Annotated in this window: 37 protein-coding genes; all 37 read left to right on the top strand. The window is 33.1% G+C overall.

The genetic code is table 11. The features are described 5' to 3' along the window. The first annotated feature begins 411 nt into the window (after window positions 1–411). The 37 genes from rpsJ to rplM all read left to right on the top strand — a co-directional run bounded on the left by rpsJ (window position 412) and on the right by rplM (window position 19,971). On the top strand, window positions 412–720 hold the full coding sequence (rpsJ, locus tag EG57_RS0217025) for a 30S ribosomal protein S10 (RefSeq protein WP_007062369.1): 309 nt from the start codon (window positions 412–414) through the stop codon (window positions 718–720). A gap of 74 nt (window positions 721–794) precedes the next feature. After that, window positions 795–1,424, top strand: a complete 630-nt coding sequence (rplC, locus tag EG57_RS0217020) for a 50S ribosomal protein L3 (RefSeq protein WP_032078364.1) — start codon at window positions 795–797, stop codon at window positions 1,422–1,424. A 25-nt stretch (window positions 1,425–1,449) separates the two neighbouring features. Next, complete coding sequence (gene rplD, locus EG57_RS0217015) at window positions 1,450–2,070, top strand: 50S ribosomal protein L4 (protein WP_032078363.1); 621 nt, start codon at window positions 1,450–1,452, stop codon at window positions 2,068–2,070. Next, entirely contained in the window at window positions 2,070–2,363 is a 294-nt protein-coding gene (rplW, locus tag EG57_RS0217010; protein WP_029160295.1) for a 50S ribosomal protein L23, read from the top strand. The genes rplD and rplW overlap by 1 nt, the downstream gene beginning before the upstream one ends. 59 nt (window positions 2,364–2,422) lie before the next feature. Further along, a complete protein-coding gene (gene rplB, locus EG57_RS0217005; RefSeq protein ID WP_032078362.1) occupies window positions 2,423–3,250 on the top strand; it encodes a 50S ribosomal protein L2 in 828 nt (275 codons plus the stop codon). A 63-nt stretch (window positions 3,251–3,313) separates the two neighbouring features. Then, window positions 3,314–3,598 (top strand): 30S ribosomal protein S19, encoded by a 285-nt coding sequence (gene rpsS / locus EG57_RS0217000; RefSeq protein ID WP_007062374.1) that lies wholly within the window; start codon window positions 3,314–3,316, stop codon window positions 3,596–3,598. Between the two features lie 21 nt (window positions 3,599–3,619). After that, entirely contained in the window at window positions 3,620–3,955 is a 336-nt protein-coding gene (rplV, locus tag EG57_RS0216995) for a 50S ribosomal protein L22 (RefSeq protein ID WP_032078361.1), read from the top strand. Window positions 3,956–3,970: 15 nt separating this feature from the next. Beyond that, window positions 3,971–4,642 (top strand): 30S ribosomal protein S3, encoded by a 672-nt coding sequence (gene rpsC, locus EG57_RS0216990; protein ID WP_032078360.1) that lies wholly within the window; start codon window positions 3,971–3,973, stop codon window positions 4,640–4,642. A 16-nt stretch (window positions 4,643–4,658) separates the two neighbouring features. Continuing rightward, window positions 4,659–5,102, top strand: coding sequence for a 50S ribosomal protein L16 (rplP, locus tag EG57_RS0216985; RefSeq protein ID WP_007062377.1), 444 nt, complete (start codon window positions 4,659–4,661; stop codon window positions 5,100–5,102). Further along, the gene (rpmC, locus tag EG57_RS0216980; RefSeq protein ID WP_007062378.1) at window positions 5,092–5,295 is read left to right on the top strand and encodes a 50S ribosomal protein L29; all 204 of its coding nucleotides are present in this window, start codon (window positions 5,092–5,094) and stop codon (window positions 5,293–5,295) included. The genes rplP and rpmC overlap by 11 nt, the downstream gene beginning before the upstream one ends. 20 nt (window positions 5,296–5,315) lie before the next feature. Further along, window positions 5,316–5,570: a 30S ribosomal protein S17 gene (gene rpsQ / locus EG57_RS0216975; RefSeq protein WP_007062379.1), complete on the top strand. Its 255-nt coding sequence runs from the start codon at window positions 5,316–5,318 to the stop codon at window positions 5,568–5,570. A 29-nt stretch (window positions 5,571–5,599) separates the two neighbouring features. Beyond that, window positions 5,600–5,968, top strand: coding sequence for a 50S ribosomal protein L14 (gene rplN, locus EG57_RS0216970; protein ID WP_007062380.1), 369 nt, complete (start codon window positions 5,600–5,602; stop codon window positions 5,966–5,968). Window positions 5,969–5,986: 18 nt separating this feature from the next. Continuing rightward, window positions 5,987–6,310 (top strand): 50S ribosomal protein L24, encoded by a 324-nt coding sequence (gene rplX / locus EG57_RS0216965; protein ID WP_032078359.1) that lies wholly within the window; start codon window positions 5,987–5,989, stop codon window positions 6,308–6,310. 22 nt (window positions 6,311–6,332) lie between these two features. Continuing rightward, on the top strand, window positions 6,333–6,878 hold the full coding sequence (rplE, locus tag EG57_RS0216960) for a 50S ribosomal protein L5 (protein ID WP_032078358.1): 546 nt from the start codon (window positions 6,333–6,335) through the stop codon (window positions 6,876–6,878). A 12-nt stretch (window positions 6,879–6,890) separates the two neighbouring features. Next, the gene (locus EG57_RS0216955; protein ID WP_029160299.1) at window positions 6,891–7,076 is read left to right on the top strand and encodes a type Z 30S ribosomal protein S14; all 186 of its coding nucleotides are present in this window, start codon (window positions 6,891–6,893) and stop codon (window positions 7,074–7,076) included. A gap of 31 nt (window positions 7,077–7,107) precedes the next feature. Next, window positions 7,108–7,506: a 30S ribosomal protein S8 gene (gene rpsH, locus EG57_RS0216950; protein ID WP_032078357.1), complete on the top strand. Its 399-nt coding sequence runs from the start codon at window positions 7,108–7,110 to the stop codon at window positions 7,504–7,506. A gap of 112 nt (window positions 7,507–7,618) precedes the next feature. Continuing rightward, window positions 7,619–8,161 (top strand): 50S ribosomal protein L6, encoded by a 543-nt coding sequence (gene rplF / locus EG57_RS0216945; protein WP_032078356.1) that lies wholly within the window; start codon window positions 7,619–7,621, stop codon window positions 8,159–8,161. A gap of 18 nt (window positions 8,162–8,179) precedes the next feature. Then, entirely contained in the window at window positions 8,180–8,539 is a 360-nt protein-coding gene (gene rplR / locus EG57_RS0216940) for a 50S ribosomal protein L18 (protein ID WP_007062386.1), read from the top strand. Between the two features lie 16 nt (window positions 8,540–8,555). Next, complete coding sequence (gene rpsE, locus EG57_RS0216935; RefSeq protein ID WP_007062387.1) at window positions 8,556–9,053, top strand: 30S ribosomal protein S5; 498 nt, start codon at window positions 8,556–8,558, stop codon at window positions 9,051–9,053. Between the two features lie 13 nt (window positions 9,054–9,066). Then, complete coding sequence (gene rpmD / locus EG57_RS0216930; protein ID WP_029160303.1) at window positions 9,067–9,246, top strand: 50S ribosomal protein L30; 180 nt, start codon at window positions 9,067–9,069, stop codon at window positions 9,244–9,246. 22 nt (window positions 9,247–9,268) lie between these two features. Next, window positions 9,269–9,709 (top strand): 50S ribosomal protein L15, encoded by a 441-nt coding sequence (rplO, locus tag EG57_RS0216925; RefSeq protein WP_032078355.1) that lies wholly within the window; start codon window positions 9,269–9,271, stop codon window positions 9,707–9,709. 3 nt (window positions 9,710–9,712) lie between these two features. Then, window positions 9,713–10,993: a preprotein translocase subunit SecY gene (gene secY, locus EG57_RS0216920; RefSeq protein ID WP_032078354.1), complete on the top strand. Its 1,281-nt coding sequence runs from the start codon at window positions 9,713–9,715 to the stop codon at window positions 10,991–10,993. A 24-nt stretch (window positions 10,994–11,017) separates the two neighbouring features. Then, a complete protein-coding gene (locus tag EG57_RS0216915) occupies window positions 11,018–11,671 on the top strand; it encodes an adenylate kinase (protein ID WP_032078353.1) in 654 nt (217 codons plus the stop codon). Further along, complete coding sequence (gene map / locus EG57_RS0216910) at window positions 11,668–12,417, top strand: type I methionyl aminopeptidase (RefSeq protein WP_032078352.1); 750 nt, start codon at window positions 11,668–11,670, stop codon at window positions 12,415–12,417. Before EG57_RS0216915 ends, map begins: the two co-directional genes overlap by 4 nt. A gap of 11 nt (window positions 12,418–12,428) precedes the next feature. Further along, entirely contained in the window at window positions 12,429–12,716 is a 288-nt protein-coding gene (locus tag EG57_RS0216905) for a KOW domain-containing RNA-binding protein (protein WP_029954683.1), read from the top strand. 7 nt (window positions 12,717–12,723) lie between these two features. After that, window positions 12,724–12,942 carry a translation initiation factor IF-1 gene (gene infA, locus EG57_RS0216900; RefSeq protein WP_007062394.1) on the top strand — a complete coding sequence of 73 codons (219 nt, stop codon included), beginning with the start codon at window positions 12,724–12,726 and terminating at the stop codon, window positions 12,940–12,942. Between the two features lie 12 nt (window positions 12,943–12,954). After that, complete coding sequence (gene rpmJ / locus EG57_RS0216895; RefSeq protein ID WP_021122033.1) at window positions 12,955–13,068, top strand: 50S ribosomal protein L36; 114 nt, start codon at window positions 12,955–12,957, stop codon at window positions 13,066–13,068. A 134-nt stretch (window positions 13,069–13,202) separates the two neighbouring features. Then, window positions 13,203–13,574, top strand: a complete 372-nt coding sequence (gene rpsM, locus EG57_RS0216890) for a 30S ribosomal protein S13 (RefSeq protein ID WP_032078351.1) — start codon at window positions 13,203–13,205, stop codon at window positions 13,572–13,574. 22 nt (window positions 13,575–13,596) lie between these two features. After that, a complete protein-coding gene (gene rpsK / locus EG57_RS0216885) occupies window positions 13,597–13,995 on the top strand; it encodes a 30S ribosomal protein S11 (RefSeq protein WP_007062397.1) in 399 nt (132 codons plus the stop codon). 21 nt (window positions 13,996–14,016) lie between these two features. Then, entirely contained in the window at window positions 14,017–14,637 is a 621-nt protein-coding gene (gene rpsD / locus EG57_RS0216880; RefSeq protein ID WP_032078350.1) for a 30S ribosomal protein S4, read from the top strand. 63 nt (window positions 14,638–14,700) lie between these two features. Then, window positions 14,701–15,648: a DNA-directed RNA polymerase subunit alpha gene (locus EG57_RS0216875; protein ID WP_032078349.1), complete on the top strand. Its 948-nt coding sequence runs from the start codon at window positions 14,701–14,703 to the stop codon at window positions 15,646–15,648. A 55-nt stretch (window positions 15,649–15,703) separates the two neighbouring features. Further along, window positions 15,704–16,045 carry a 50S ribosomal protein L17 gene (gene rplQ, locus EG57_RS0216870; RefSeq protein WP_029160312.1) on the top strand — a complete coding sequence of 114 codons (342 nt, stop codon included), beginning with the start codon at window positions 15,704–15,706 and terminating at the stop codon, window positions 16,043–16,045. A 99-nt stretch (window positions 16,046–16,144) separates the two neighbouring features. Next, a complete protein-coding gene (locus EG57_RS0216865) occupies window positions 16,145–16,990 on the top strand; it encodes an energy-coupling factor transporter ATPase (RefSeq protein WP_032078348.1) in 846 nt (281 codons plus the stop codon). After that, window positions 16,975–17,829 (top strand): energy-coupling factor transporter ATPase, encoded by an 855-nt coding sequence (locus tag EG57_RS0216860; protein ID WP_032078347.1) that lies wholly within the window; start codon window positions 16,975–16,977, stop codon window positions 17,827–17,829. The genes EG57_RS0216865 and EG57_RS0216860 overlap by 16 nt, the downstream gene beginning before the upstream one ends. A 12-nt stretch (window positions 17,830–17,841) precedes the next feature. After that, entirely contained in the window at window positions 17,842–18,648 is an 807-nt protein-coding gene (locus tag EG57_RS0216855; RefSeq protein ID WP_032078346.1) for an energy-coupling factor transporter transmembrane component T family protein, read from the top strand. Beyond that, the gene (gene truA / locus EG57_RS0216850; RefSeq protein WP_200880573.1) at window positions 18,648–19,382 is read left to right on the top strand and encodes a tRNA pseudouridine(38-40) synthase TruA; all 735 of its coding nucleotides are present in this window, start codon (window positions 18,648–18,650) and stop codon (window positions 19,380–19,382) included. Before EG57_RS0216855 ends, truA begins: the two co-directional genes overlap by 1 nt. A gap of 154 nt (window positions 19,383–19,536) precedes the next feature. Further along, window positions 19,537–19,971, top strand: coding sequence for a 50S ribosomal protein L13 (gene rplM, locus EG57_RS0216845; RefSeq protein WP_007062406.1), 435 nt, complete (start codon window positions 19,537–19,539; stop codon window positions 19,969–19,971). Window positions 19,972–19,973: the final 2 nt, after the last annotated feature.

The following is a 19,973-nucleotide window of genomic DNA, read 5'->3' as shown; positions in this document are numbered from 1 at the left end:
AGGCGGAAGAACAGTAGGTTCAGGTGTTGTTACTAAAATTGTTGAGTAATTTTTGATTTTAAAATTTGAATGCATTCAGTAGAAAAAGGAAAGAGGACGCTCTTTCCTTTTTTATAAAAGAATTTAAACCATTTTATAAATAAAAAATACTTGTCAAATATAAAAATATATTGTATAATTAAGAAGTTGTATTGTGATAACAGCGATGAGGCAAGAGGTTGCCGGGCTTCCGGGTAATTCTTGACTGAGTATGCCGAGGTCTTGAACCAGGCGACGGTGGTTTTGCGAGGGTATTTTTTTATGCGTAATTATATTTTTGTATAAAATAAAGAAACACCCGGAACAGTTTACATAACCAATCCGCTGTTGTACGTAAGAAGTAAAGCGTGCATGAAAAGGAGGGAAATAGAAATGGCAAAACAAAAAATAAGAATTAGATTAAAGGCTTTTGATCACAACATATTAGATCAATCAGCTGAAAAAATTGTAGAAACAGCAAAAACAACAGGTGCAAAGGTAGCAGGACCAGTGCCACTACCAACAGAAAAAGATGTTGTAACTGTACTAAGAGCTGTACACAAGTATAAAGATTCTAGAGAACAGTTCGAAATAAGAACACACAAAAGACTTATAGATATAATAAGTCCATCACCAAAGACTGTTGATGCTCTAATGAGATTAGACTTACCAGCAGGTGTAGATATCGAAATAAAATTATAATTGTAATAGATAACTATTACTAACGATTATGACCGTTTATGACGATCCGCTAATACGTTGAGGAGGTGCAGAGTATGAAAAAGGCTATACTAGGTAAAAAACTTGGTATGACTCAAATATTTGATGAAAACGGGAAAATAGTTCCTGTTACAGTAATTGAAGCAGGCCCATGTGTAGTTGTTCAAAAGAAAACTACAGAAAAAGATGGCTATGAGGCTATACAATTAGGCTTTGCTGATATAAGAGAAAAACTTGTAAACAAACCAATAAAAGGACACTTTGCAAAAGCTGGTGCTGCTTTAAAGAGATTTGTAAAAGAAGTAAGACTTGAAGACATAAATGCATATGAAGTAGGACAGGAAATAAAAGCAGATGTATTTGCAGCAGGAGAAAAAATAGATGTGTCTGGAGTTTCTAAAGGTAAGGGATTCCAAGGTACAATTAAGAGATGGAATGCACAAAGAGGACCTATGTCCCATGGTTCTAAATTCCATAGAGCACCAGGTTCTATGGGAGCTTCATCAGACCCATCAAGAACATTTAAAAATAAGAAATTACCAGGACATATGGGAAATGTAAATACAACAGTATTAAACCTAGAAGTTGCAAAAGTTATGCCTGAGAAAAACATTATATTAATAAAAGGTGGAGTACCAGGACCTAATAAAGGCTTTGTAGTAATAAGAAATACAGTTAAAGCTTAAGTTTTGGTAGAAAGGAGGATACAGAATGCCTACAGTAGGATTATTTAATAAAGAAGGTAAAAAAGTTGGAGATGTTCAACTTTCAGATAACGTATTTGGAGTTGAAGTAAATCAATATGCATTACATCAAGTAGTCGTTGCATTACTTGCGAATAAAAGACAAGGAACTCAATCAGCTAAGACTAGATCTGAAGTTTCTGGAGGCGGAATCAAACCTTGGAGACAAAAAGGAACTGGTAGAGCAAGACAGGGTTCAATAAGAGCACCACAATGGATTCATGGTGGTATGGTTTTTGCAGTAAAACCAAGAGATTATAGAACTTCAGTTCCAAAGTCAATGAGAAGAGTGGCTATGAAATCAGCTCTTACAAGCAAAGTTAATGATGAGCAGATAGTAGTTTTGGAAAATTTAGAATTAGAGAATCCAAAAACAAAAGAAGTAGTAAAAATGTTAGGTGCATTAAATGCAAAGAAAACATTAATAGTTACATCTGAATCAAACGAAAATGCATATAAATCAGCAAGAAACATACAAGGTGTAGAAATACTACCAGTTAACAATCTTAATGTATATGACTTGTTAAAGTATGAAAAACTTGTAATAACTAAGGATGCTGTATCAAAAATTGAGGAGGTGTATGCATAATGAAATTAACTAATTATGATATCATAAGAAGACCTATTGTAACAGAAAAAAGCATGTCTTCAATGAGTGATAAAAAATACACCTTTGTAGTTGATATACACGCTAATAAATCAATGATAAAAAGAGCAGTAGAAGATGTATTTGGAGTTAAAGTTGAAGATATTAAAACAGCAAGATACATGGGAAAAACAAAAAGAGTTGGCGTACACATAGGAAAAAGAGCGGACTATAAAAAAGCTGTTGTTAAGCTAACAGAAGATAGTAAGACAATAGAGTTTTTTGAAGGAATGTAATTAAAAAATATAGCGGTATTGGTTAGAAACCAGATAAGCTTAAAAAGGAGGGAATACCGATGGCAGTTAAAGGATTTAACCCTACCACACCTTCAAGAAGAAATATGACTGTTAGTACATTTGAAGAAATAACTACAAATGTGCCAGAAAAATCACTTCTTGTTGCATTAAAGAAAAGTGGTGGTAGAAATGCAAACGGTAAAATAACAGTTCGTCATATTGGTGGCGGAGCAAAACAAAAATATAGAGTGATAGATTTTAAGAGAAATAAGGATTCAGTTCCAGCTAAAGTAGCTACAATAGAATATGATCCAAATAGATCTGCATATATAGCTCTTGTAGTTTATACTGATGGTGAGAAGAGATACATAATAGCTCCAGTTGGATTAAAAGTTGGAGATACTATAGTATCAGGAGCAGATTCTGATATAAAGACTGGTAACTGTCTTCCACTACAGAATATACCTGTTGGTACAGTTGTTCATAACGTGGAATTATCTGTTGGTAAGGGAGCTCAGCTTGTTAGATCAGCTGGAACATCAGCTCAACTTATGGCTAAAGAAGGCGGATATGCTACTTTAAGACTTCCAAGTGGTGAAATGAGATATGTAAAAATAGAATGCAGAGCAACTATAGGAACAGTTTCAAACTTAACTCATGAAATCACAAACATTGGTAAAGCAGGTAGAAAGAGACATATGGGTGTTAGACCTACAGTTAGAGGTTCTGTAATGAATCCTAATGACCATCCACATGGTGGTGGTGAAGGTAAATCACCAGTCGGACACGCAAGTCCAATGACTCCATGGGGCAAACCAGCTCTTGGATATAAAACTAGAAAACATAAGAAATATTCAGATAGATTCATTATTAAGAGAAGAAAATAGTAGGAAGAGAATAGTAAATTCTCTTCGCTATCTATTAACTGTTGTATGAAGGGAGGCCAAATCGTGAGCAGATCAGTTAAAAAAGGACCTTATGTTCAAGAAGTGCTTTTAAATAGAATAAATGAAATGAATAAAAAAGGTGAAAAGAAAGTTATAAAAACTTGGTCAAGAAGTTCAACTATATTTCCACAAATGATAGGTCATACAATTGCAGTACATGATGGAAGAAAGCATGTTCCAGTGTATATATCAGAGGATATGGTAGGACATAAATTAGGAGAGTTTTCATTAACTAGAACATTTAAAGGACATATAGATAGAACTGAGAAATCAAGTAAGTTAAAATAGTCTAGAAAGGAGGTAATATCTATGGAAGCTAAAGCTATAGTTAAGTATGTAAGAATGTCATCAATGAAAATAGGAGTTGTTCTTGACTTAATAAGAGGAAAGAATGTAAATGAAGCTTTTGCTATATTAAAGTATACTCCAAAAGATGCAGCTGAAGTTGTTAATAAAGTTTTAAAGTCAGCTGTTGCAAATGCAGAAAATAATTTAAGTTTGGATATAAATGATTTATATGTTGCAGAGGCATATTCATGTCAAGGACCAACATTAAAGAGATTTAGACCACATGCTCAAGGAAGAGCTTTCAGAATAAAGAAAAGAACTAGTCACGTAACACTAGTTGTTAAAGAAAGAGCTTAAGAAGGAGGGAAATAGATGGGACAGAAAGTACATCCACATGGTTTACGTGTTGGCGTAATTAAGGATTGGGATGCTAAATGGTATGCAAATAAGAAAAATTTTGCAGATAACCTAGTGGAAGATAATAAAATCAGAGAATTTGTAAAGGCTAAAACTGCTGCAGCTGGGGTTTCAAAAATTCAGATTGAAAGAGCAGCTAAGAGAGTTAAGTTAAACATATTTACTGCTAAACCTGGTATGGTAATAGGAAAAGGCGGTTCAGGAATAAATGCTTTAAAAGCTAGCCTTCAAAAAATAGTTACTGATAAAAACATTTTAATAAATATAGTTGAAGTTAAATCAGCAGAAGGCGATGCACAGCTTATGGCTGAAAGCGTAGCTCAACAATTGGAAAAGAGAATTTCTTTCAGAAGAGCAATGAAACAAACTATTCAAAGAGCAATGAAAACAGGTGTTAAGGGAGTTAAAACTTCATGTTCAGGAAGACTTGGCGGAGCTGAAATAGCAAGAACTGAGCAATATCATGAAGGTACAATTCCACTACAAACATTAAGAGCTGATATAGACTACGGATTTGCAGAAGCAGATACAACATACGGAAAAATCGGAGTTAAAGTATGGGTATATAGAGGAGAAATTCTTCCAGTTAAGAAAGTAGCTCAAAATCAGGAAGAAGTTAACGCATAGGAAGGAGGGATATCATATGTTAATGCCTAAAAGAGTTAAACGTCGTAAAGTACAACGTGGTAGAATGAAGGGCAAAGCTACAAGAGGAAACTTTATAGCATATGGAGATTTTGCTATACAGGCGACTGAGTGCGGATGGATTACAAGCAATCAAATAGAATCTGCCAGAATAGCTATTAATAGATACATTAAAAGAGGAGGAAAACTTTGGATAAAGATTTTCCCAGATAAGCCAGTTACAGAAAAACCTGCTGAAACTCGTATGGGTTCTGGTAAAGGATCACCAGAATATTGGGTATCCGTTGTTAAACCAGGTAGAGTATTATTCGAGTTATCAGGTGTTGATGAAACTACTGCAAGAGAAGCTATGAGACTTGCATCACATAAGTTACCTTTAAAGACAAAGTTTGTCACTAGGAGAGATTTTGAAGAAGTGGGTGGTGAAAATAATGAAGGCTAAAGAATTGCAAGAATTAAGACAAAGCAACCCCCTAGACTTGCAAGGTAAACTAGGAGATCTTAAGGCCGAATTATTCAACTTAAGATTTCAGTTAGCCACAGGTCAATTAGAGAACCCAATGAGAATCAAAGAAGTAAAGAAATCTATAGCCCAAATTAAGACCATCCTTAGAGAAGAAGAGCTAAGGGCATAGACTGAAAGGAGGTTTGTTCTGTGGAAAGAGGAAATAGAAAAACAAAAATAGGTAGAGTTGTTTCTGATAAAATGGATAAGACAATAGTAGTTGCAATAGAAACAAAAGTTCGTCACCCATTATATGGAAAAACAGTTAATAGAACAACTAAATTTAAAGCTCATGATGAAAATAATGAAGCAAAAATTAATGACAGAGTTTTAATAATGGAAACACGACCATTATCAAGAGATAAGAGATGGAGACTTGTAGAAATAGTTGAAAAGGCTAAATAGTAGATAAAGCTGAAAGGAGGGTATTTTCAATGATTCAGCAACAAACATTGTTGAAAGTTGCAGATAATTCCGGTGCTAAGGAAATTATGTGTATAAGAGTATTAGGTGGTTCCAAAAGAAAATGGGGAAACATTGGTGATATAATAGTTGCTAGCGTTAAAAGTGCAACACCAGGCGGTGTTGTTAAAAAAGGTGAAGTGGTAAAGGCAGTTGTAGTAAGATCAGTTAAAGGCTTGAGAAGAGCTGATGGTTCTTACATTAGATTTGATGAAAATGCAGCTGTTATAATAAAAGAAGATAAAAACCCAAAGGGAACTCGTATCTTCGGACCAGTTGCAAGAGAGCTAAGAGATAAAGATTTTACAAAAATATTATCATTAGCACCTGAAGTTCTATAAGATAAGGAGGTGGCTATAATGGCATTAAATAAAATACATGTTAGAAAAAAAGACACGGTTATGGTTATATCCGGAAAAGATAAGGGTAAAACAGGAGAAGTTTTAGCTGTAATGCCTAAGACAGGAAAAGTACTTGTTAAAGGTATTAATGAAGTAACAAAACATCAGAAACCAAATAAAGCAAATATGCAGGGCGGAATAATTAAAAAGGAAGCTCCTATATATAGTTCAAAAGTAATGTTGTACTGTGACAAATGTAAAACAGTAACAAGAATAAGCCATAAATTACTAGAAGATGGAACTAAAGTTAGAGTTTGCAAAAAGTGCGGAGAAACATTCTAATCTTTGAAAGGAGGGCGAAATAATGATCACAAGATTACAAGAAAAATACCAGAAGGAAGTAATTCCGGCTTTAATGGATAAATTTGGATATAAAAATGTAATGGAAATACCAAAGCTAGAGAAAATAGTTATCAATATGGGTGTCGGTGAAGCAAAGGATAACCCAAAGGTTTTAGAAGCAGCAGTAAGTGATTTAACAATCATTACAGGTCAAAAACCAATTTTAACAAGAGCAAAAAAATCTATTGCTAACTTCAAGATAAGAGAAGATATGGCAATAGGATGCAAAGTTACATTAAGAAAAGATAAAATGTATGAATTTGCAGATAAATTAATGAATGTTGCTTTACCAAGAGTTAGAGATTTCTCAGGAATTTCAGATAAAGCTTTTGATGGAAGAGGAAATTATTCATTAGGAGTTAAAGAGCAGTTAATGTTCCCAGAAATAGAATATGATAAAATAGACAAAGTAAGAGGTATGGATATAATCTTCGTTACAACTGCAAACACTGACGAAGAAGCAAGAGAATTATTAAGATTCCTTGGAATGCCATTCACTCAGAAATAAGGAGGGAAAAGCGTGGCACGTAAAGCTTTAATAGAAAAATGGAATAAGGACCCAAAATATTCAACTAGAGCTTACACTAGATGCAGAATTTGTGGAAGACCTCATTCTGTATTAAGAAAGTTTGGTATATGCCGTATTTGTTTCAGAGAACTTGCTTACAAAGGTGAAATACCAGGATGTAGAAAAGCAAGTTGGTAATGATAATTGTTAATGAAAGGAGGCACAATAAATGGTAATGACTGATCCTATCGCAGATTTACTTACACGTATAAGAAACGCAAATATAGTTAGACATGAAATAGTAGAAGTACCTTCTTCTAACATAAAGAAGGCTATTTTAAATATAATGCTTCAAGAAGGATATATAAAAGACGTAGAGGAATATACAGATGGTTCTGTTAATATGCTAAGACTTGCAATGAAGTATGGTCAAAGTAAAGAAAGAGTTATAACTGGTCTTAAGAGAATCTCTAAGCCAGGACTAAGAGTTTATTGCAGAAAAGAAGAAATACCAAAAGTTTTAAATGGCTTGGGAATAGCTGTAATATCAACCTCAAATGGAATTGTTACAGATAGAGAAGCAACAAAACTTGGAGTAGGCGGAGAAGTTCTTTGCTACATATGGTAATTTAAGTATATAAATAGAAGCAATATAGAAATATTATTGCTATGTTAAAGTAGTTAGGTCATATAACATGTGATGTTTATTATGTACCTATAGGAATACAGGAGGTGTAATCATGTCAAGAATAGGAAAGCTCCCAGTAGCTATACCAAGTGGCGCAACTGTTACAGTAACACCAGACAACGTTGTTACTGCGAAGGGACCAAAAGGCCAGCTTGTTAGAGCAATGAGCAATGATGTAAACATAGTTATTGAAGACAATCATGTAATAGTTACAAGAGACAACGATGCAAAACAAGTAAGAGCTCTTCACGGATTAACAAGAGCACTAATAAATAACATGGTTATCGGAGTAACTGAAGGGTATGCAAAAACACTAGAGTTAGTAGGTGTTGGTTACAGAGCTCAGTTACAAGGTAAAAAATTAGTAATGAATCTTGGATATTCACATCCAGTTGAAATAGAACCAGTTGAGGGCGTAGTATTTGAAACACCTGCCGCTACTAAAGTTATTGTTAGAGGTATTGATAAGGAATTAGTTGGTGCCGTTGCAGCAGATATAAGAACTTGGAGAAAGCCTGAACCTTATAAGGGAAAAGGTATCAAATACGAAAATGAAGTTATAAGACGTAAAGAAGGTAAGACTGGTAAGAAATAATAGAAAGGAGTGACTTTTATGTTCAATAAAGACGACAGAAAAAAAGCTAGAGTAAGACGTCATCTTAGAGTTCGTAAGAAAATTTTTGGAACAACTGAAAGACCTAGATTTGCAGTATATAGAAGTGAAAAAAATATATATGCTCAAATAATAGATGATATAAATGGAAAAACTTTAGTTTCTGCTTCAACTTTGGATAAAGATTTCGAAGGCATAGGCAGTAATAAAGAATCAGCTAAAAAAGTTGGTGAAATAATAGCTAAGAGAGCTATTGAACATGGAATAAAAGAAGTAGTTTTCGATAGAGGCGGATATGTATACCACGGAAGAGTGCAGAATCTTGCAGAAGGTGCAAGAGAGGCTGGCTTACAATTCTAAAGAAGGAGGGAAATAAATGAGAATCGATCCTAGCACTTTAAATCTTAAAGAAAAAGTTGTATTTATAAACAGAGTTGCTAAGGTTGTTAAAGGTGGTAGAAACTTTAGATTTAGTGCACTTGTAGTTGTTGGTGATGAGAACGGACACGTAGGTGTAGGAACTGGTAAGTCTATAGAAATACCTGAAGCAATCAGAAAAGGCATCGAAGATGCTAAAAAGAATTTAGTAGAAGTTGCAATGGTTGGTACAACAGTACCACATGATATACAAGGTGAATTTGGTACTGGAAGAGTACTTATAATGACAGCATCAGAAGGTACAGGAGTTATAGCAGGAGGTCCTGCTAGAGCAGTACTTGAACTTGCAGGGTTAAAGGATGTTAGAGCTAAATCTTTAGGATCTAACAATCCAAGAAATATGGTTAATGCCACTATAAACGGTTTATCAAGATTAAGAACAGTAGAACATGTTGCTAATCTTAGAGGTAAATCTGTTGAAGAAATTTTAGGTTAGGGGGGAAAGAACCTTGGCTAAACTTAAAATAACTTTAACTAAGAGTTTAATAGGAAGAAAAAAAGATCACATAGCTACTGTTAATGCTCTTGGATTAAAGAAAATAGGAAAAATTGTAGAACATGAGGATACTCCTCAAATTAAAGGTATGATAAATAAAGTTAGCTATCTTTTAAAGGTAGAAGAAGCATAAAACAGAGGAGGTGTAAGTTGAAATGAAACTTCATGAATTAAAACCAGCAGCAGGATCAAGAAAATCTCCTAAAAGAGTAGGAAGAGGTACTGGTTCAGGTTTAGGAAGAAATGCTGGTAAAGGTGAAAAAGGACAAAAAGCTAGATCTGGCGGTGGAGTTAGATTAGGTTTTGAAGGCGGACAAATGCCTTTATTCAGAAGACTTCCTAAAAGAGGATTTACAAATATATTTGCAAAAGAGTTTTCAACTATAAATGTTGATAGATTAAACATATTTGAAGATGGCACTGAAGTTACACCAGAATTACTATTATCAAAAGGAATGGTAAGAAAAGCAAAGAATGGTGTTAAGATACTTGGAAATGGCGATTTACAGAAAAAACTAACTGTAAAAGCTGCTAAATTCTCACAAGTAGCTATAGAAAAGATAGAGGCACTTGGAGGAAAAGTTGAGGTGATATAGTAGATGTTATCAACCTTGCGTAATGCCTGGAAAGTTCCGGAGTTAAGAAAAAGATTATTGTTTACAGTACTAATGATAGCAATTTTCAGGATGGGAAATTTTATTCCTGTTCCTGGAATTGATACTACAAAGCTTACTGATTTAACTAAAGGTGGATCGCTATTTGGATTTTATGATTTGATAGCAGGTGGTGCATTCAGTAGATTTAGTATATTTGCGCTTGGTGTTGTACCATTCATCAACTCTTCTATCATAATGCAGTTATTACAAATTGCAGTTCCTGCATTAGAACAGCTTTCTAAAGAAGGAGACGATGGTAGAAAGAAGATACAGCAATATACAAGATATGCTGCAGTGCCTTTGGCAGCTATTCAAGCTATTAGTACATATATTATAATAGCTAGAGCTAATGCACTTCATGATCCAAGTAATAAGATTAATGCATTTTTGATAATACTAACTTTAACTACAGCTTCAACGTTTTTGATTTGGCTTGGTGACAGAATTACTGACAGTGGAATTGGAAATGGTATTTCTCTTTTGATATTTGTGAATATTGTTTCTAGATTTCCAACCACACTTAACCAAATTTTTGGACTTCAAAAAATGGAGCAAGTTGATTTTATTGAACTTGTAGTATTGGTTGTAGTAGCATTTGCAATGTTTGTATCTGTAGTAATTATGACTTTATCAGAAAGAAGAATTCCTATACAATATGCAGGAAAAACGTCAGGTGGAAAACTTTATAAAGGTCAATCCACTCACATTCCGATTAATGTAAATGGATCAGCAGTTATTGGAATAATCTTTGCAATATCTGTTATGCAGTTCCCAATGACGATAGGTCAATTTTGGCCAAATTCAGCTTTCTATAAATTTGTAACTACAGGTAAGTTTAGTATATTTGTAGATGGCAGTTGGCAATATGCATTAACATATTTCTTATTGACAATATTCTTTACTTGGTTTTATACAGAAGTTACTTTAAAACCTGAAGAAATGTCGGAAAACATGCATAAATCATCAGGATTTATACCAGGAATAAGACCGGGAGAACCTACAACTGAACATATAGAAAAGGTTCTTGCTAAAGTTTCAATACTTGGTGGAGCTTTTGCTGGACTAATAGCAGTAGTACCAATGATAGCGCAATCTCACACTAATTTTAAAGGTATATATTTTGGTGCCACTGGTTTGCTAATAATTGTAAATGTTGCTATAGAAACTATAAAACAAATAGAATCGCAGTTAGTAATGCGTCATTATCAAGGGTTCTTAAGGTAATAAAAATATTTGGAGATGATTCAAGTGAAAATAATTTTATTAGGTCCTCCAGGAGCTGGAAAGGGAACTCAGGCTAAATTAATTAGTGAAAAATTTTCAATACCTCATATATCTACAGGAGATATTTTCAGAAAGAATATTTCAGAAAAGACTCCTCTTGGAATTGAGGCCAAGACATATATGGATAATGGAAAGCTAGTTCCGGATGAAGTTACTATAGGAATAGTAAAAGATAGGCTTATGGAAGATGATTGTAAAAATGGCTTTTTATTAGATGGGTTTCCAAGAACAGTTAAACAGGCTGAAGCTTTAGATTTATTTTTGAATGATAATGAACAAAAAATTAACACTGCATTACTTGTAGATGTTCCAAAGGAATTTATCTTAGAAAGAATGACAGGAAGAAGAGTTTGTTCGAAGTGCGGAGCTAGTTATCATATGAAGTTTAATCCTTCTAAAGTTGAAGGAAAATGTGATGCTTGCAATGGTGCTTTAATACAAAGAAAAGATGACACTGAAGCAACAGTTAAGGAAAGATTAGATGTATATGATAGGCAGACTCAGCCACTTATTCAATACTATAAAGATCAGAATATACTCTCTTCAGTAGAAGGAACAGGAGAAATAACAAAAGTTTTTGATAAAATTTGTAATGTTCTAGGAGCTGTTGGTAAATGATAATAATTAAGACAGACACTGAGATTGAGTATATGAGGCAAGCAGGTAAAGTTGTTGCAAATACCCTGTTAAAGCTTGAAGAGGTAGTAAAGCCTGGTATAACAACTGCAGAATTGGATAGAATTGCAGAAGACTATATTACAAAACAAGGTGGAAGACCATCCTTTAAAGGATATTGTGGTTTTCCAGGTTCGATATGTACTTCAGTTAATAAAGAAGTAGTTCATGGTATCCCTAATAAAAGTGTAGTTTTGCAAGAAGGTGATATAATAAGCGTTGATTGTGGAGCTATATTAAATGGATATCAAGGAGATGCAGCAAGAACTTTTGCTGTAGGTAAAATCTCTGAAGAAGCTAAAAAGTTGATTGAAGTAACAAAAGAAAGCTTTTTTAAAGGTGTTGAAAAAGCTATTGTTGGTAATAGATTAACTGATATTTCTGCATCTATTCAAACTTATGCTGAAAGCTTTGGGTATTCTATAGTAAGAGAATATGTAGGTCATGGTATAGGCAAAGATATGCATGAAGATCCTGAAGTACCTAACTATGGAAGGCCTGGAAGAGGTCCGAAATTAACTCGGGGTATTGTGCTGGCCATAGAACCTATGGTAAATGCAGGTAAATACCGTGTAGAAACACAACCTAATAATTGGACTGTTGTAACAATGGATGGAAGCCTATCAGCTCATTATGAAAATACTGTTGCTATTTTAGATGATGGTCCTGAGATACTGACCTTAATTTAATAGAGGTGAATATGTTGTTAGACAGTAATAGCTGTATAGGAAAGATAGTTTGTTCAAAAGCAGGAAGGGATAAAGGTAAATTCTTTATAATACTAAGTGTGCTAGATGATAAATATGTTTATATTTGTGATGGAGACCTTAGAACTGTAGAAAGACCAAAAAAGAAAAAAGTGAAGCATTTAAACTTTACTAATTCTGTAGCTGAAGAAATAAGAAACCTATTAATATCAAATGAAAGAATTAATAGTGCGACAATAAGAAAAATTTTGCAGTCTTACGACAATAATAAGGAGGTTTGATTACCTTATGTCAAAAGATGATGTTATAGAAATGCAGGGTACTGTTTTAGAAGCGTTACCTAATGCAATGTTTGAAGTAGAATTGGAAAGCGGACATAAAATATTGGCACATATATCAGGAAAATTGAGAATGAATTTTATAAGAATTCTTCCAGGTGATAAAGTTACAGTAGAGCTTTCTCCATATGATTTAAGTCGTGGAAGAATAACCTGGAGAGCAAAGTAAGGAGGGTTAGCTATGAAAGTAAGACCATCAGTTAAGCCTATGTGTGAAAAATGTAAAGTTATAAAAAGAAAAGGAAGAGTAATGGTTATCTGTGAAAATCCTAAACATAAGCAAAAACAAGGCTAATAAATTAAAAAAATTTTAAGTTATTAATGTTTTAGGATGCGGCTGGCATATAGAATTGAATTTATTCTATTGACCTAGAACTTTATATAAAAAATAATCCATACCAACTAGATATTCAGGAGGTGTAAATTTTAATGGCAAGAATAGCAGGTGTTGACCTACCAAAGGAAAAAAGAGTAGAAATAGGTCTAACTTATATATATGGCATAGGATTACCAACTTCTCACAAAATCCTTAGTGGAACAGGAGTAAATCCAGATATTAGAGTTAAGGATTTAACTGAAGAAGAAGTTAATGCATTAAGAGACTATGTTAATAAGAACGTAAAAGTTGAAGGTGACTTAAGAAGAGAGATTGCTCTTAACATAAAGAGATTAATTGAAATTGGATGTTATAGAGGAATAAGACATAGAAGAGGTCTTCCAGTAAGAGGACAAAAGACAAAAACAAATGCAAGAACAAGAAAAGGTCCTAAGAAAATGATAGGAGCTAAGAAAAAGAAATAACTTAGTGTAGGGAGGGAAAAAGATGGCAGCTGGATCAAAGAATAAAAAGACAAGAAGAAGAAAAGAAAGAAAAAATGTTGAACATGGCTGTGCACATATAAAATCAACTTTCAATAATTCAATAGTAACTATAACTGATGCTGTAGGAAATGCACTATCATGGGCTAGTGCAGGTGGATTAGGATTTAGAGGATCAAGAAAAAGCACTCCATTTGCTGCTCAGATGGCCGCTGAAACATCAGCAAAGGCAGCTATGGAACATGGATTAAAGAGTGTTGAAGTGTACGTTAAGGGACCAGGAGCAGGTAGAGAAGCTGCAATAAGATCACTACAAGCTGCTGGATTAGAAGTTACATTGATTAAAGATGTTACTCCAATACCACATAACGGATGCAGACCACCAAAAAGAAGAAGAGTTTAGGTAATAGGAGGTGTAAATTTAATGGCAAGATATACTGGAGCAGTATGCAGATTATGTAGAAGAGAAGGATTAAAATTATTCCTTAAAGGTGATAGATGCTTTACAGATAAATGTGCAGTTTCAAGAAGAGGTTATGCACCTGGACAGCACGGACAAAGTAGAAAGAAAGTTTCTAACTACGGATTACAGTTAAGAGAAAAACAAAAAGCTAGAAGAATATACGGAATACTAGAAGGACAGTTCAGAACATACTATGAAAAGGCTGAAAGAAAAAGAGGTATATCAGGTGAAAACTTGTTAAAACTTCTTGAAATGAGACTTGATAACGTAGTTTATAAATTTGGTTACGGAAATTCAAGAGCTGAAGCTAGACAATTAGTAACACACGGACACTTCTTAGTAAATGGTAAGAAAGTAGACATTGCTTCTTATCAAGTTTTAGCTGGAGATGTTATAGCTGTAAGCGAAAAGAGTAGATCAACAGAAAAGTTTAAGACTTTTGCTGAAAATCCAAAGACTTTACCAGCTTGGTTAGAGGGAAATCCAGAAAACTTTGAAGGAAAAATTGTTAGAGAACCTTCAAGAGAAGATATAGATGTTCCTGTTAACGAAACATTAATAGTAGAATACTATAGTAAATAATAAATAGTAGAATCAGTTGCCCTCAAAATAAATTGAAATACAAATAGAAGGAGGGTTATATTCATGTTAGAGATAGAAAAGCCTAAAATAGAATGTGTTGAAGTTAATGAAGATGGTTCCTATGGTAAATTTGTAGTAGAACCATTAGAAAGAGGTTATGGTATCACTCTTGGTAATGCATTAAGAAGAATTCTTCTTTCTTCTTTGCCAGGAGTTGCTGCTAACCATATAAAAATAGATGGTGTACTTCACGAATTTTCAACTGTTCGTGGAGTAAAAGAAGATGTTGCTGAATTAGTGTTAAACATAAAATGTCTAGCTTTAAAAATGAATGGTGATGGTCCTAAGACTATATACATAGATGCTCAAGGACCAGGAGAAGTTGTTGCGGGAGACATAAAAACCGATGACGATATAGAAATAATTAATAAGGATTTGCATATAGCAACTCTTGATGATGATGGCAAGTTATATATGGAAATTCAAGTTAATACGGGTAGAGGTTATGTTTCTCAAACAAAGAATAAATCTGAAGATATGCCTATAGGAACTATTGCTGTAGATTCAATTTATACTCCTATTAAAAGAGTTAACTTTGTAGTAGAAAATACAAGAGTTGGTCAAATTACTGACTATGATAAGTTATCTCTAGAAGTATGGACTAATGGTACTATAATGCCAGAAGAAGCTATAAGCTTATCAGCTAAAATTCTTATAGAGCACTTTAAGTTATTCATGACATTAACTGATCATGCAAACAACGTTGAAATAATGGTTGAAAAAGAAGAAGATAAGAAAGAAAAAGTTCTCGAAATGACTATAGAAGAGCTGGACCTTTCAGTTAGAAGTTATAATTGTTTAAAGAGAGCAGGAATAAATACTGTTCAAGAGCTAACAGAAAGAACAATGGATGATATGATGAAGGTTAGAAACTTAGGTAAGAAATCCTTAGAAGAAGTAGAGCAAAAGCTTGAGGCTTTAGGATTGTCTTTAAAACAAAGTGAAGAATAAAAAATGATATTAACATTGTTTGCTCAAAGAGAAGTGAAGGTAAGGAGGTATAGATATGGCATTACAACGTAAATTAGGTCGTCCAACTGACCAAAGAAGAGCAATGCTTAGAAATCTTGTTACTAGTTTTTTAAAGCATGGAAAAATAGAAACAACAGAAACTAGAGCAAAAGAAACAAAAAATTTGGCAGAAAAAATGATTACTCTTGCAAAAAGAGGAGATCTTCACGCTAGAAGACAAGTACTTTCATTTGTAACAGAAGAGGAAGTAGTTAAGAATTTATTTGATAAAGTAGCTCCTAAATATGCTGAAAGAAACGGTGGATATACTAGAATATATAAAGTAGGTCCAAGAAGAGGCGATGGAGCTGAAGTAGTTATACTAGAGTTAGTATAAGATTTAGGGGATTAAGTAAGCTAACTTAATCCCCGTTTTCTTATATATAAAAAAGTAGATAAGCAATAACTTACTGCATTAATTTAGCGAGGTGCTTCTATGGAAAGTAAAATGATAGAATGCAAAAATGTTATTTATAAATATGAAAACGCTGATAAAAATGGAACAAAGTTGGCTATTAATGATGCTAGTCTTGAGGTAAAAAAGGGAGAATTTCTAGTTATTCTAGGGAGAAATGGTTCTGGAAAATCAACTATAGCAAAGCATATGAATGCATTGTTAATTCCTACTGACGGAAAAGTATATGTAAGTGGATTAGATACATGTGATGAAAATAATGTTTGGAATATAAGAAATAAAGCAGGTATGGTTTTTCAGAATCCAGACAATCAAATAGTTGCAACTATCGTAGAAGAAGATGTTGCTTTTGGTCCAGAAAATTTAGGTGTTGATCCAGCAGAAATAAGAAAAAGAGTAGATGAATGCTTAAAAAGAGTAAACATGTATGATTACAGAAAACATGCACCTCATTTATTGTCAGGAGGTCAAAAGCAAAGAGTAGCTATAGCTGGAGTATTAGCAATGATGCCTGAGTGTATAATATTTGATGAATCCACAGCGATGTTAGATCCATCAGGAAGAAAAGAAGTAATGAAAACTATAAAAGAGGTAAATAGTAAATATGGTATAACCATAATACTGATTACTCACTATATGGAAGAAGCAGTGAAAGCTGATAGAATAATAGTTATGGATGAAGGCAAAATTATTATGGAAGGTACTCCAAAAAATATTTTTAGTCAAGTTCAAGAAATGAAAAATATAGGGCTTGATGTACCTCAAATGACAGAATTAAGCTATGAACTTCAACGAAGTGGCATAAATATAAGAAAAGATATATTAACTATAGATGAGATGGTGGATGAATTATGTCAATTAAAATAGAAAATTTAACTCATATATATATGAAAGGATCTCCTTTTGAAAAAAAAGCACTAGACAATGTTAATATTACTATTGATGAGGGAGAGTTTGTTGCTTTAATTGGTCATACTGGTTCAGGAAAATCTACGCTTATTCAACATATTAATGGTTTGTTAAAACCAAGTTCGGGTAAAATAGTAATAGATGATGTTGATATTACTGAAAAGAAAATTAATTTGAATTTTATAAGAAAAAAAGTAGGTCTTGTATTTCAGTATCCTGAATATCAACTTTTTGAAGAAACTATAGAAAAAGACATTGCTTTTGGTCCTAAAAATCTAGGCCTAAGTGATGATCACATAAATAGTAGGGTAAAAAGGGCTATGAATATGGTTGGTTTAGATTATGAAAATTATAAAGACAAGTCTCCTTTTGAATTAAGTGGAGGTCAAAAAAGAAGAGTTGCCATAGCAGGTGTAGTGGCTATGGAACCTAAGATTTTAATATTGGATGAGCCAACTGCAGGTCTTGACCCTAAGGGAAGAGACGATATTTTAGGTAAGATAAAGGATTTACATAGGGAATATAAAATGACCATTATACTTGTCTCACACAGCATGGAAGATGTAGCAAAGCTTGCTGATAGGATATTGGTTATGCACAAGGGAAAAGCTATACTTGATGGAGCTCCATCACAAGTGTTTAAAGAAATAGATACATTAGAAAGTGTTGGGCTTGCAGTACCACAAGTTACTTACCTTGTAAGGGCACTGAAAGAAAAGGGAATAGGTATATCTAGTGATGTTTTTACTATACAGCAAGCCAAAGAGGAAATATTAAGGATACTAAAAAAATGTTAGGGGAGTTAGTAAATGATTAAAGATATTACAATAGGACAATATGTGCCTGGAGATTCTTTTGTACACAAATTAGATCCACGAGTGAAGATACTAATATCTTTAGTATATATAATAGATCTATTTTTAGTAAATACTTTTAAAGGGTACATATTTATAGTAGCATTTACTTTACTTTCAATAATTATATCTAAGGTAAATTTTAGATATATATACAAGGGACTTAAACCAGTACTAATATTAGTATTAATAACTGCTTTATTAAATATTTTTATGACAGATGGTAAAAATCCACCATTATTTGCATGGAAGTTTTTAAAAGTATATAGTGAAGGCTTAATGCTCGCTGCATTTATGGTTTTAAGACTTGTATTTTTAATAATTGGAACATCATTATTAACATTAACCACATCACCAATAGAATTAACAGATGGTATAGAAAAACTTTTAAATCCACTAAAGAAAATAGGTGTACCTGCTCATGAATTAGCAATGATGATGACTATTGCATTAAGATTTATTCCAACCTTAATGGATGAGACAGATAAAATAATGAAAGCTCAAATGGCTAGAGGAGCTGATTTTGAATCAGGAAATTTAATTAAAAGGGCAAGAAATCTTATTCCTATACTTGTTCCTCTTTTTATAAGTTCATTTAGAAGAGCTGATGAACTAGCAATGGCTATGGAAGCCAGATGTTATAGAGGTGGAGAAGGAAGAACTAGAATGAAACAATTAAAAATGACCAATAGAGACTTTACTGCAAGTATAAGTATGATGGCGCTAGTAATTGTTTCAGTATGGAGTAACACATGGCATTAATTAGGAATATTAAACTAGTAATTGAGTATGATGGTACTAATTATTGTGGATGGCAAAGACAACATAATGCTAAGTCAATTCAGCAAAAGGTTGAGGAAGCTATTGAAAGTGCTACTAAAGTTTTTTCAAAAGTCATAGGATCTAGTAGAACGGATGCAGGAGTTCATGCCAAAGGGTTTGTTTGTAATTTTTTTACAGGGAGTTCAATACCATCTGGAAATTTTAAAGAAGCTCTAAATGTTTTTTTACCAGAGGATATAGTGATTGTTGAATCTAAGGAAGTAGACAAGGAATTTCATTCTAGATTTAATAGTATAGGGAAAAAGTATGTTTATACAGTATTGACTGGATCTCATAAACCAGCAATAGGAAGAAATTATGTATATTACTTCAATAAAAATTTAAACATTGGGAAAATGAAAGAGGCAGCAAAGTACTTTTTAGGAACACATGATTTTTCTTCTTTTAAGAAAAGTGGAAGTTCTGTAAAAACATCTGTTAGAACCATAAAAGAACTTAATGTAGATATAGATGAAAATTATATAAAATTTTCCATAACAGGAGACGGATTTTTATATAACATGGTTAGAATTATAGTAGGAACTCTTTTAGATGTGGGAACTAACAGATTTAATCCTGAAGATATCAATAAAATAATTAGTTCTAAAGATAGATCAATGGCGGGAAAATCTGTGCCAGCATGTGGACTAACTTTAGAAAAAGTATTTTATTAGATAAACTAAGTAATTTCAGTGTTTAACTTATTGACACGCCAGGCAGATTGTATTATAATAATGTATGTTTGTATTACGAGTATAAAAGATCCACTAGCCCCGGATCTTTATATAGAAGTACGTATTTTATAAAAGAATTTAGGGAGGTAAAACCATGAAATCATACATAGCAAAACCACAAGAAGTTGAAAGAAAATGGTATGTTGTTGATGCTGCTGGAAAGCCACTAGGAAGAGTAGCAAGCCAGGTTGCTTCAATATTAAGAGGAAAAAATAAACCAACATTTACACCACATGTTGATACAGGAGATTTTGTTATAATAATAAATGCAGAAAAAGTAGTTTTAACAGGTAAGAAATTAGATCAAAAAATGTTAAGACATCATTCACTTTACCCAGGTGGATTAAAAGAGACTCCATATAGAGAGGCTATAGCAAAGAAGCCTGAATTTGTATTCCAAGAAGCAGTTAGAAGAATGCTTCCAAAGGGAGTATTAGGAAGACAAATGCTTAAAAAATTAAAAGTATACAGAGGTGCTGAGCATGATAATCAAGCTCAAAAACCAGAAGTATTAGAATTAAGATATTAATT

The sequence above is a fragment of the Clostridium drakei genome (assembly GCF_000633595.2).
In the GTDB taxonomy this organism is placed as follows: domain Bacteria; phylum Bacillota; class Clostridia; order Clostridiales; family Clostridiaceae; genus Clostridium_AM; species Clostridium_AM drakei.
Note: the sequence above shows the minus strand (reverse complement) of the source record. Positions and strands in the feature narration are given on the sequence as shown.

Excerpts from the sequence above, each read along its gene's own strand:
- rplD (WP_032078363.1), top strand. The coding sequence starts at position 1,450 with ATGCCTACAGTAGGATTATTTAATAAAGAAGGTAAAAAAGTTGGAGAT.
- rpmC (WP_007062378.1), top strand. The coding sequence starts at position 5,092 with ATGAAGGCTAAAGAATTGCAAGAATTAAGACAAAGCAACCCCCTAGAC.
- rplO (WP_032078355.1), top strand. The coding sequence starts at position 9,269 with ATGAAACTTCATGAATTAAAACCAGCAGCAGGATCAAGAAAATCTCCT.
- rplV (WP_032078361.1), top strand. The coding sequence starts at position 3,620 with ATGGAAGCTAAAGCTATAGTTAAGTATGTAAGAATGTCATCAATGAAA.
- rpmJ (WP_021122033.1), top strand. The coding sequence starts at position 12,955 with ATGAAAGTAAGACCATCAGTTAAGCCTATGTGTGAAAAATGTAAAGTT.
- rpsD (WP_032078350.1), top strand. The coding sequence starts at position 14,017 with ATGGCAAGATATACTGGAGCAGTATGCAGATTATGTAGAAGAGAAGGA.
- map (WP_032078352.1), top strand. The coding sequence starts at position 11,668 with ATGATAATAATTAAGACAGACACTGAGATTGAGTATATGAGGCAAGCA.
- rplF (WP_032078356.1), top strand. The coding sequence starts at position 7,619 with ATGTCAAGAATAGGAAAGCTCCCAGTAGCTATACCAAGTGGCGCAACT.
- rpsJ (WP_007062369.1), top strand. The coding sequence starts at position 412 with ATGGCAAAACAAAAAATAAGAATTAGATTAAAGGCTTTTGATCACAAC.
- rplR (WP_007062386.1), top strand. The coding sequence starts at position 8,180 with ATGTTCAATAAAGACGACAGAAAAAAAGCTAGAGTAAGACGTCATCTT.
- rpsH (WP_032078357.1), top strand. The coding sequence starts at position 7,108 with ATGGTAATGACTGATCCTATCGCAGATTTACTTACACGTATAAGAAAC.
- EG57_RS0216875 (WP_032078349.1), top strand. The coding sequence starts at position 14,701 with ATGTTAGAGATAGAAAAGCCTAAAATAGAATGTGTTGAAGTTAATGAA.
- rplB (WP_032078362.1), top strand. The coding sequence starts at position 2,423 with ATGGCAGTTAAAGGATTTAACCCTACCACACCTTCAAGAAGAAATATG.
- rpsM (WP_032078351.1), top strand. The coding sequence starts at position 13,203 with ATGGCAAGAATAGCAGGTGTTGACCTACCAAAGGAAAAAAGAGTAGAA.
- rplM (WP_007062406.1), top strand. The coding sequence starts at position 19,537 with ATGAAATCATACATAGCAAAACCACAAGAAGTTGAAAGAAAATGGTAT.
- EG57_RS0216865 (WP_032078348.1), top strand. The coding sequence starts at position 16,145 with ATGGAAAGTAAAATGATAGAATGCAAAAATGTTATTTATAAATATGAA.
- EG57_RS0216860 (WP_032078347.1), top strand. The coding sequence starts at position 16,975 with ATGTCAATTAAAATAGAAAATTTAACTCATATATATATGAAAGGATCT.
- EG57_RS0216855 (WP_032078346.1), top strand. The coding sequence starts at position 17,842 with ATGATTAAAGATATTACAATAGGACAATATGTGCCTGGAGATTCTTTT.
- rplP (WP_007062377.1), top strand. The coding sequence starts at position 4,659 with ATGTTAATGCCTAAAAGAGTTAAACGTCGTAAAGTACAACGTGGTAGA.
- rplC (WP_032078364.1), top strand. The coding sequence starts at position 795 with ATGAAAAAGGCTATACTAGGTAAAAAACTTGGTATGACTCAAATATTT.
- rpsE (WP_007062387.1), top strand. The coding sequence starts at position 8,556 with ATGAGAATCGATCCTAGCACTTTAAATCTTAAAGAAAAAGTTGTATTT.
- rplN (WP_007062380.1), top strand. The coding sequence starts at position 5,600 with ATGATTCAGCAACAAACATTGTTGAAAGTTGCAGATAATTCCGGTGCT.
- rpsK (WP_007062397.1), top strand. The coding sequence starts at position 13,597 with ATGGCAGCTGGATCAAAGAATAAAAAGACAAGAAGAAGAAAAGAAAGA.
- rplW (WP_029160295.1), top strand. The coding sequence starts at position 2,070 with ATGAAATTAACTAATTATGATATCATAAGAAGACCTATTGTAACAGAA.
- EG57_RS0216905 (WP_029954683.1), top strand. The coding sequence starts at position 12,429 with ATGTTGTTAGACAGTAATAGCTGTATAGGAAAGATAGTTTGTTCAAAA.
- infA (WP_007062394.1), top strand. The coding sequence starts at position 12,724 with ATGTCAAAAGATGATGTTATAGAAATGCAGGGTACTGTTTTAGAAGCG.
- rpsC (WP_032078360.1), top strand. The coding sequence starts at position 3,971 with ATGGGACAGAAAGTACATCCACATGGTTTACGTGTTGGCGTAATTAAG.
- rplE (WP_032078358.1), top strand. The coding sequence starts at position 6,333 with ATGATCACAAGATTACAAGAAAAATACCAGAAGGAAGTAATTCCGGCT.
- rplQ (WP_029160312.1), top strand. The coding sequence starts at position 15,704 with ATGGCATTACAACGTAAATTAGGTCGTCCAACTGACCAAAGAAGAGCA.
- secY (WP_032078354.1), top strand. The coding sequence starts at position 9,713 with ATGTTATCAACCTTGCGTAATGCCTGGAAAGTTCCGGAGTTAAGAAAA.
- rplX (WP_032078359.1), top strand. The coding sequence starts at position 5,987 with ATGGCATTAAATAAAATACATGTTAGAAAAAAAGACACGGTTATGGTT.